Origin of the sequence: Kitasatospora sp. NPDC004799, from assembly GCF_040609095.1 — a bacterium.
Taxonomy (GTDB): Bacteria; Actinomycetota; Actinomycetes; order Streptomycetales; family Streptomycetaceae; genus Kitasatospora.
In genome coordinates, this window is sequence record NZ_JBEXJK010000443.1 from 1 (window position 1) to 6,536 (window position 6,536).

At 69.4% G+C, this 6,536-nt stretch carries 7 protein-coding genes; 3 read left to right on the forward strand and 4 right to left on the reverse strand.

Features of this window, described 5'->3' with window-relative positions:
- Nucleotides 1-90: 90 nt before the first annotated feature.
- The 3 genes from ABZW03_RS34885 to ABZW03_RS34895 all read right to left on the reverse strand — a co-directional run bounded on the left by ABZW03_RS34885 (nucleotide 91) and on the right by ABZW03_RS34895 (nucleotide 2,949).
- Nucleotides 91-864, reverse strand: a complete 774-nt coding sequence (locus ABZW03_RS34885; RefSeq protein WP_355267629.1) for a DUF2637 domain-containing protein — start codon at nucleotides 862-864, stop codon at nucleotides 91-93.
- 450 nt (nucleotides 865-1,314) lie between these two features.
- Nucleotides 1,315-2,607: a DUF3631 domain-containing protein gene (locus tag ABZW03_RS34890; RefSeq protein WP_355267611.1), complete on the reverse strand. Its 1,293-nt coding sequence runs from the start codon at nucleotides 2,605-2,607 to the stop codon at nucleotides 1,315-1,317.
- Nucleotides 2,608-2,751: 144 nt separating this feature from the next.
- A complete protein-coding gene (locus tag ABZW03_RS34895) occupies nucleotides 2,752-2,949 on the reverse strand; it encodes a helix-turn-helix domain-containing protein (RefSeq protein ID WP_355267614.1) in 198 nt (65 codons plus the stop codon).
- A gap of 123 nt (nucleotides 2,950-3,072) precedes the next feature.
- Here ABZW03_RS34895 and ABZW03_RS34900 point away from each other — a divergent pair, with 123 nt between their 5' ends.
- Entirely contained in the window at nucleotides 3,073-3,570 is a 498-nt protein-coding gene (locus tag ABZW03_RS34900) for a helix-turn-helix transcriptional regulator (protein WP_355267617.1), read from the forward strand.
- A 17-nt stretch (nucleotides 3,571-3,587) separates the two neighbouring features.
- A complete protein-coding gene (locus tag ABZW03_RS34905) occupies nucleotides 3,588-4,712 on the forward strand; it encodes a tyrosine-type recombinase/integrase (RefSeq protein WP_355267620.1) in 1,125 nt (374 codons plus the stop codon).
- Between the two features lie 108 nt (nucleotides 4,713-4,820).
- Here ABZW03_RS34905 and ychF read toward each other — a convergent pair whose 3' ends face one another.
- A complete protein-coding gene (ychF, locus tag ABZW03_RS34910) occupies nucleotides 4,821-5,894 on the reverse strand; it encodes a redox-regulated ATPase YchF (protein WP_355267623.1) in 1,074 nt (357 codons plus the stop codon).
- A gap of 337 nt (nucleotides 5,895-6,231) precedes the next feature.
- On the opposite strand from ychF, the gene ABZW03_RS34915 reads away from it, so the two are divergent.
- Nucleotides 6,232-6,536, forward strand: a 305-nt coding sequence (locus tag ABZW03_RS34915) for a hypothetical protein (protein WP_355267626.1), incomplete at its 3' end; no start/stop codon positions are given.

Here is a 6,536-nt window from a genome sequence, read left to right on the forward strand (position 1 = left end):
GTGTTGTCCCGCACCGACGGGTCGGTCCATCGCCCCACCGCCCGCCCGGTTCCGAATTCGGAACCGGGCGAGCGGTGCGTCGATGCACGGTCAGCCGACGGCGGCGTGCGCCCGAACCACCTCAGGCTGGTCGGCCTTCTCGCCCTTCACGAGCTCCAGTAGCTTGCCGGCTCGATCGTTGCTGATCGATAGGCCAGCACTGCGCACTGCGTCCTTGATCACTGCGTGAGTGGCGCCCCTCTCGGCAACGGCGGGCCCAACTACCTCAAGCAGTTCGTCCATGGTGGCTGCTGGCTTGCGGCCTGTGCGCTTGCGAGGAACGGCAGGCTCCTGGCGCGCGGACGGGGCTCGGCTGGGGCTGCTGGGCGGCTGGGCCTCTTCGGAATCTGTCGCCGATGCAGGAGCCTCCACGCGATTCAGCTCAGTGTCGCCCCCACTATCGGCGGAAGGATTGCCCAGCTCGAACTGGGCATGCGCGGCCGTGCCCACCCCCGTGGCGGAGGCAGATGGAGTGTTGAGCTGGCGAAGGAGGGCTGGGCCGACAACTCCCCATCCGAGGAGGAGCAGAGGCGCAACGGAGTCGAGGGTCGCACGTCCGTAGTGCCCGGCAAGGAGCGGCTCAGCAGTGTTGAGGGCAAGGGTGAGCAGACCACAGAAGTGCATCAGGCTGGTGGCGGAGCGCAGTTGGGCAGTATCCGTGCCGGTCGCGGAGAGATAGTGCAGGGCGACCAGGAGGCCAAGCACAGACAGGTCAACCATGGGGGCTATCAGCGGGGCAACGGGGTGCGGGACGCCGAGGCGCAGGGCGAGGGCCCAGACGTTGCCGAAGGAGAAGGCAAAGGCGAGGCCGGCGGTGATCGTCATCACGAGGGTGATCGTGGTCCGGGCGAGGGTGCTGGAGCCTGTCGGGTGGGTGGCCGGCTGAGTAGTGGGCATGCGGGGCGTGTCCTTGCGATGGAGGGGTGTTCGCGGGAGTTCCGTCTTCGCCGTCTTGCCGTTGCATCCGCAGGTCAGGGCGGTACGTCAAGGGGCGGGCGTGACGCAGCCGACGGAATCCGGTATGGGAGCTCTTCCGTCTTGGGACGGCGAACCGTCCCGACAGAAGGGCCTTTGACCTGCGCTTTTACGGCAGGGACGGCTGGGACGGCACGAGACGGGTGTGCTTTCCGTCCCGGGCCCGGCCCGCCGCTCGCACTCGGGTCCGTGCGGCGGCGGACCGATGGCTGTCCTGTTCGGCTTGCCGTCTTGGCCTCGTGGGGCGCGACCTGCGTTGATACGGCAGGGACGGCACGGACGGCAGCCAGAGCGAGACGTTCAGCTCACGCTGCTGGCCGGAGTGGTCGGGTAGACCGCAGGGCAGTAGCGGCGCCAGGCGTCGGTGAACTTGTGGCGCATGTAGCCCTTGCGCTGAGTGCCGTCGCCGATGCGAACGTTGCCGGAGGAGATGGCGAACTCGCGCAGCATCGAGCCGAGACCGCGTGGGGTCAGACCACCTCGGCCCCACTCCGCCCACGGCGCCTCATGGTCGCCGTTGAGGGCGAGCAACAGCTGGTCGGTGGTGATGCTGTCGGGGTCACCGGCCGCGTGGAAGGTCCGCCGGATGTCGGCAAGGATCTTGGCTCCCCCGGGGTTGTCCTCCTCGGTCTGCACCTCGGCGTCTACCATGCGCTTGCACGCCTGCCGGGCGAGCCTGGGCCAGGGGCCACCCGCCAGGTCGGCAACGATCACCAGGGGCTCCCAGGTGTCGGCGGCCCGGTCTTCCACCGGCATGCTCGGCTCCAGTCGCAAGGCCCGTTCGGCGAGCGGTGCGGTCCAACAGGCGATCCGGTCCCGAATCTCGTGAAACCCGGGCCTGTCGCGCTCAGAACGGTACGGCGAGACCGTTTCGCCCTCGGCACGCCGTCGCATCCGGATCACGATCGAGCGGTCCATGATCGTGTCCGGGAGGTCGCCGATGCCGGCGATGGCCGCCATGGCGAAGGTATGGAATCGGCGCGGGGTGTGATCGTTGCCGACGACCCGCAACACGTACCGGTCGCGCTGGTGCCCAGCATTCAACAGGCCGCGCATCTCCTCGTTCTTCTCCGCTACCTTCGGACTGCCGAAGATCGTGTCCGCCTCGTCCACCAGCAGGGTCGGCGGCTCCTCGGTGATCGAGCGGAACACGGCAGCTGGGGACGAGTTCACCGTCAGGAGCGCCTGATGGACGGTCTCGGTGAGCACATCCAGCAGCCGCGACTTGCCGCACCGCTTCGCCGGACCGACCACCGCCAGACGCGGGGCGTGCTGCCACGACTTCTGCAGGTGCGTGGCCGCCACCCACAGCGTGGTGGCGTCCAGCGCTTCCTCGGAGGGCAGGATCACGAACCGCGCGATCCGGGCCTTCAGCTGGGCCAGCAGCTCGGCGCCCTCCGACGCCTCCGCGTCAGGGATCAGGTCGATCTCGTCCGGGATGGCAGCCTCGGCCAGTGCTGCCGCCGCTGCCGACTGTCCACAGGCTGCAGACACCTCGGCCTCGTGCCGTCGATCCGGTTGGCCCGGTATCGCGACTGGCGGCCACGACGCATTCAGGGGTGCATCACTGGACTGGGGAGACGTAGGGTTCAACGTGCACTCCTCCTGGTGGAGCCTGCGGGCTGGCAGGCCCTGCTCCACCGGCTCGAACGGCTTGTAGGCGTAGGGGTGTTCATCGGGCCCTCGGCGCTGGCGCGCCGGGGGCCTTCCAGTTGGCTGCGGGATTCGAGCGGCGCGTCACGCGCCCAGCGCCCAGCCGTCGCTCCGCTCGTGCAGTTCCTGGTCGAAGCGGGCGAGTTCGGACTCCAGGTACAGAACGCGCCGCCCGACCTTCACCCCGCGCGGGCCGTAGCCGGTGTGCCGCCAGTAGCGCACGGTGCTCTCGGCGGTTCGGTAGCGCTGGGCGACTTCGGCGGTGGTGAGGTAGCGACCCATCAGACTTTCCCTTTCGACTAGATCTCTTTCCGGTGCGCACAGATGTACTGCGCAATCTCGGCCGAGTCAAACGGGAAAGACCATGGTTCAATCGGGATAGCAACGAGACGCGATGGAGGCGGCATGCCCAGGGAGACCAGCGGGGGCGAGACCCCGCTGCTGTACAGCGAAGGCAACGCGGCAGCGCGCATCGGGCTGGAACGCGAGGTCAGAGGGTGGAGCACCACCGAACTGGCGGCCCGCATGACCAAGGCCGGCGTGCCGATGAACCAGACCGCGGTCTGGCGCATCGAGAACGGCACCCCCCGCCGCAAGATCACCCTGGACGAAGCCCTCGGCTTCGCCCGCGTCTTCGAGCTGCCGCTGGAGGAGCTGATGTCGCCCCCGCTGGAGGGCGTCGACATCGAGGGAAGACGGATCGTCCAGGAGGCGGTCGAAGCGTTCTACGAGACCCGCGAAGCGCAGGACCGCCTGCATCGCGCGGTCGTCGCCACCATCGACTACATCGCAGCCCACCCCGACAGCTCCAAGGGCATCCACGAACAGTGCGTCCGCCTCATGGGCGAGGAACGCGATGCCCGCGCCCTGACCGAGTACATCGAGACGGGCGGCTACTACTGACACAGAGGAGAGCCGACTTGGCGAACATCCAGAAGCGACCGAACGGCAAGTGGCGGGCCCGGTACCGGGACCTGGACGGCAAGGAGCACGCCCGCCACTTCGACCGGAAGATAGATGCCCAGCGCTGGCTCGACGAGGTCACGGCCAGCCTGGTCACAGGCCAGTACGTCGACCCCAGGTCCGCCAAGAAGCTCTTCAAGGAGTACGCCGAGGAGTGGCGTACCCGTCAGCCCCACCGGCCCTCAACCGCCAAGGCCGTAGCACAGCACCTGCGTTGCTACGCCTACCCGGCCTGGGAGAAGCGGGCGCTCGGCGCCATCAAGCCGGGCGACGTCCAGAAGTGGGTGACCGACCTGACGACCACCCACGGCCTCGCGGCCAGCACCACCCGAACCGTCTTCAACACGGTCAACGCGGTCTTCCGCGCGGCGGTCCGCGACCGCATGATCCTGCACAACCCCTGCGAGGGCGCCAAGCTGCCTGCCGTCCCCCGCAAGCGGGTCGTGCCCCTATCGGTGGAACAGGTCCGACGCCTGTCGGCGGAGATCCCGGCCCGCTACCGGGGTCTTGTCCTGCTGGGTGCCGCCACGGGACTCCGGCCGGGCGAGCTCTTCGGGCTCCAGCTCCGGCACGTCGACCTGCTGCACGCCACCATGAGCGTGGAACAGCAGATCCAGCAGACGGCCAAGCACGGCGTCTACGTCGGCCCGCCGAAGACCACCCGGTCGTACCGGACCGCGCCCCTCCCGAAGGTGGCCGTCCAGGCCCTGCACGCGCACCTGCGGGACTTCCCGGTCTCTGGCCCCGAGGGCTGGCTCTTCACTGCTCCCGAGGGCGGCCCGGTCGTCTACACCAGCTTCATGGACGGCTCGTGGCGGCCCGCCTGCCAGCGGGCCGGCAAACCGAAGGGAACCGGCCCGCACGCGCTTCGGCACCACTACGCGAGCCTGCTGATCAAGCACGGCGAGTCGGTGAAGACCGTCTCCGAGCGGCTCGGGCACACCAACGCCGCGATGACGCTGAACATCTACACCCACCTCTGGCCCGACTCCGAGGAGCGGACCAGGGCCGCCGTCGACCGCGCGTACGCCGACGACGGCAGCGCGGACCGCAGCGACCTCCCGGACGCCGAAGCGGCGTAGTCGGCGCCGGTTGCGTTGGCCTGAGGCGGCAGGGTTGCGGACTCCCTGCGGACCGAAAGGCCGCCCAACCCGCTCCGTCGCAGGTCAGGCGGCCTTTCCGCAGTTCGACTAGACGTTGAAGCGGAACTCCACGACGTCGCCGTCCTGCATGACGTACTCCTTGCCCTCGATGCGGGCCTTGCCCTTGGCGCGGGCGTCGGCGATGGAGCCGGTCTCGACCAGGTCGGCGAAGGAGATCACCTCGGCCTTGATGAAGCCCTTCTGGAAGTCGGTGTGGATGACTCCGGCGGCCTCGGGGGCGGTGGCGCCCTTCTTGATGGTCCAGGCGCGGGCTTCCTTGGGGCCGGCCGTCAGGTAGGTCTGCAGGCCGAGGGTGTCGAAGCCGACCCGGGCGAGGGTGGCGAGGCCGGGCTCGTCCTGGCCCATGGACTGGAGGAGCTCCAGCGCCTCGGCGTCGTCCAGCTCGATCAGCTCGGACTCGATCTTGGCGTTCAGGAAGATCGCCTCGGCCGGGGCGACCAGCTCGCGCTGGGCCTTCTTGAAGTCCTCGTCGGCCAGCTCATCCTCGTCCACGTTGAAGACGTAGAGGAAGGGCTTGGCGGTCAGCAGGTGGAGGTCGCGGATCGGGGCGGTGTCGAAGCCGGCCTCGAAGAGGGTCTTGCCGGTCTCCAGGATCGCCTGCGCGGCCTCGGCGGCGGCCAGCACGGGGGCGGTGTCCTTCTTGAGGCGCGCCTCCTTCTGGAGCCGCGGCAGGACCTTCTCGATGGTCTGGAGGTCGGCCAGGATCAGCTCGGTGTGGATGGTCTCGATGTCGTCCTTGGGCGACACCTTGCCGTCCACGTGCACCACGTCCGGGTCGGTGAAGGCGCGCACGACCTGGCAGATCGCGTCCGACTCGCGGATGTTGGCGAGGAACTTGTTGCCCAGGCCCTCGCCCTCGCTGGCGCCGCGCACGATGCCGGCGATGTCGACGAAGTCGACGGTCGCCGGGAGGATGCGCTGGGAGCCGAAGATCTCGGCGAGCTTGGTCAGCCGCTCGTCCGGGACACCGACCACGCCGACGTTCGGCTCGATGGTGGCGAACGGGTAGTTGGCCGCCAGCACGTCGTTCTTGGTCAGGGCGTTGAACAGGGTCGACTTGCCGACGTTCGGCAGGCCGACGATTCCGATCGTGAGCGACATGAAGCGCAGTCCCGTGGGCTTGGAGGAGTTGGGTCGGCACCGTACGGGCCGACCCCCAAGTCTACGGGCAGGCCCCGCGCTGCCTCACTCCTCGGTCGGCGCCGCCCGGGGCTCCGGGAACTCCAGCCGGTTCCCCAGGCCGTCGAGCCGGACGTGATCGAGCCGTTCGAACGTGACATCGGTCATGTCGTTCCCCCGCGCGGGACCCGCGAGCGGATCCGGTGCTCACCGTGCGTGGGCGCGGCCGCGCAGGTCAGCCCACCTGGATGACGATCACATCAGTACTCCGTCCGGAGACACGGGGCGGGACCTGAACGGTCCATTACACAGTGTGGCGATGATCGGACCGTACGTTGGGCGGGTGGAGCAGAGCATCCGTACCCAGCCGCCAGGGCCCAGACGCCGTCCGCCGACCGGCGCGGCCGCAGCCGCCGTCCCCGGCCCGGGCCGGGGCCCCGGGGCCGCCGGAGCCCCCGCCGGGGCCGCCCCCGCCTCCCGGCTGCGCGCGGTGGCCGGCCCGTCCGCCGCCCCCCGCCCGACCGGCCCCCGACTGCGACAGCTCGGCGGCGTGCGTCACCGCGTTACTCACCAGCTCCAAGACGATCAGCAGCAGGTCGTCCACCACCTCCTGGTAGCGCACCC